Here is a 2,280-nt window from a genome sequence, read left to right as displayed (position 1 = left end):
GTTTGACGCGGGCCAGCATCATCGCCGCTTGCGCGGGTTTCGGGCGACCCGCGCCCATGTGAACGCGCTGATCGCGGCAAGCGGGCCTGACATTACCGCCCGCGCCCGCTGGCTGGTGCGCAACAACGGCTATGCCGTGAATGCGGTGGAAAGCTGGGCCGCCAATACCGTCGGCGATGGCATCAAGCCAATCTCGAAGATCGCGGATGCCGCCCGCAAAGAGGAATTGCAGCGGCTCTGGCTTGCCTGGACTGACGAGGCCGATGCCGAGGGGTTGACCGATTTCTATGGGCTGCAGCGGCGCGCGGCGCGAGAGGTCTTCCTTGCGGGCGAAGTGTTCTTTCGCTTTCGCCCCCGGCGCACGGGCGACGGCCTGAGCGTGCCTGTGCAGCTGCAGATGCTGCCATCAGAGATGCTGCCGCTGGAACAGACCGGCGTTTCCGCTGCTGGCAATCCCATCCGCCAGGGGATCGAGTTCGACCGGATCGGGCGGCGTGTGGCCTATCATTTCTTTCGCCGCCACCCGGGCGACAGCACAGATCCGGGGCTTGCGGGCGAGATCGTGCGGGTACCCGCCTCCGAGGTGATCCATGTGATCGACCGTCGAGGGCGGCCAGCTGCGCGGGGTCTCAAAGCTGGCCCCGCCATCGTAAGCTTTCTGCTCGACCAGTATGACGATGCGAGTTGGACCGCAAAAAGGTCGCGGCGATGTATGCGATGTTTGTGACTTCCCCAGCGCCGGAGAACCCCCTCGCCCGGACGATGAGATGGCCGAGGGTCGAATCAGCCCGGTCAATGTGCGACTGGATCCGGGCGAAGATGTCACATGGCCAGCCTGCCGACAGCGGCGGCACTTAGAGCCGTTTCATACCGAACCCTTCTGCAAATCTCGGCAGCACTGGGCATTCCCTATCCATACATCGCCAATGACATGGTGAAGGGGAACTTCTCGAATTCGCGCCTGGCGCTGATCGAGTTCCGCCGCCGCGTCTCGGCTTGGCAGCATTCCGTCATGGTCTGGCAGCTTTGCCGTCCTGTCTACGCGCGTTGGATGGACGCCGCCGTGTTGTCAGGGGCCCTCACGCTGCCGGGCTATGAGGCCAACCGCAGCCAGCTCCTCGCCGCCGATTGGCTGCCGACGAAATGGGACTGGGTCGATCCGCTGAAAGACGCCAATGCCGAAATCGCCCAGATCGAGGCGGGCCTTAAATCCCGCACGCAGGCCATCGCCGAACGTGGCTATGACGCAGAACAGGTCGACCGCGATATCGCGGCGGAACGCGCCCGCGAACGCGCACTGGGCCTCGACTTCCGCCGACCTGGCTCACCCGCGCAAGGCGTGCAAGCGCAGCTGGGTCCGGGTGAGGAGGGGGGCAAAGACGACGACTCCGACCAGACAGATGCAACCGATGACGCGGAAGACCGTCCGCGCAAAGAAGGGGACCAGCCGGAAAGGGGATGACTACCCCAGCAACAACCGCACCCCAGGCAATCTCGCGGCTTTCCGGTCGAATGTGACAAGCTCGGCAGCACCTGTGCGCCGGGCAGCGGCAGCGATCATCAGATCGGCAAAGCCAAAGCCGTCATTGCGGTAAAGATCCAGCGCGGACCCGACATCGTCACCCGCCTCAATCCGCACCTCGGTCGACGACAACAGCCCATCCAGCGCCCCTGCAATCTGCGCGCGCCCGTAGCCATAGGCGCGCTCCAGAACCCACACGAGTTCGATCAACACCTCGCGGCTGACAAAGCCAGGCTCAGTATCCGTCAACTGGTCGAAGATATCGCCCGCGATCCGGGCCTGATCGGCGTCGTCCTGCACGAGGAAACGCACCAGCACATTGGTATCAACGGCGATCACGGATCAGGCCTCGCACTTGCGGCGGCACCGCTGGCGATGGCTTCGTCCATGGCCTCCAGCGTCACGGGTGACTGAACTGGGCGCGCCAGCACCCCGCGCAGTTCCTTGACCGAGCGGGCCTTCAGAATACGCACCTCGCCGTCGAGGATGACATAACGCACCCGGTCCCCGCTGGTCAGGCCAAGTGCTGCCCGGACATCGCGGGGCAAGGTCGTCTGGCCTTTGATCGTCACGGTTGATTCCTGCATGATCCTATTCCTTACAAATCACTGCATCACATTACCTTATGGAGATTGGAAATGCAAAACCAAAAGAAGGACCAATCCTGATGCTGCATGCCCGCATTGCCGCGCGCGCCTTCAACACGCCGCTGCTGATTGAGCCCTCCAAGGCCATGGCGTTTCTCTCCGGCCTTGGGC

General features: G+C 63.6%; 4 protein-coding genes. 2 read left to right on the top strand and 2 right to left on the bottom strand.

Annotated elements, in window-relative coordinates; genetic code table 11:
* Window positions 1-727, top strand: a 727-nt coding sequence (locus AKU94_RS20405) for a phage portal protein (protein ID WP_232295745.1), incomplete at its 5' end; no start/stop codon positions are given.
* A 99-nt stretch (window positions 728-826) separates the two neighbouring features.
* On the top strand, window positions 827-1,462 hold the full coding sequence (locus AKU94_RS20400; protein WP_232295744.1) for a phage portal protein: 636 nt from the start codon (window positions 827-829) through the stop codon (window positions 1,460-1,462).
* On the opposite strand, the gene AKU94_RS10270 is transcribed toward AKU94_RS20400, so the two are convergent.
* Window positions 1,463-1,861 (bottom strand): PIN domain-containing protein, encoded by a 399-nt coding sequence (locus AKU94_RS10270; protein ID WP_050527199.1) that lies wholly within the window; start codon window positions 1,859-1,861, stop codon window positions 1,463-1,465.
* Window positions 1,858-2,109, bottom strand: coding sequence for an AbrB/MazE/SpoVT family DNA-binding domain-containing protein (locus AKU94_RS10265; protein ID WP_050527198.1), 252 nt, complete (start codon window positions 2,107-2,109; stop codon window positions 1,858-1,860). Before AKU94_RS10265 ends, AKU94_RS10270 begins: the two co-directional genes overlap by 4 nt.
* Between the last annotated feature and the right edge of the window lie 171 nt (window positions 2,110-2,280).

It is taken from the genome of Pseudorhodobacter aquimaris, from assembly GCF_001202025.1.
Taxonomy (GTDB): Bacteria; Pseudomonadota; Alphaproteobacteria; order Rhodobacterales; family Rhodobacteraceae; genus Pseudorhodobacter; species Pseudorhodobacter aquimaris.
The sequence above is the reverse complement of the archived record's forward strand: the minus strand, read 5'-3'. Positions and strand labels throughout refer to the sequence as shown.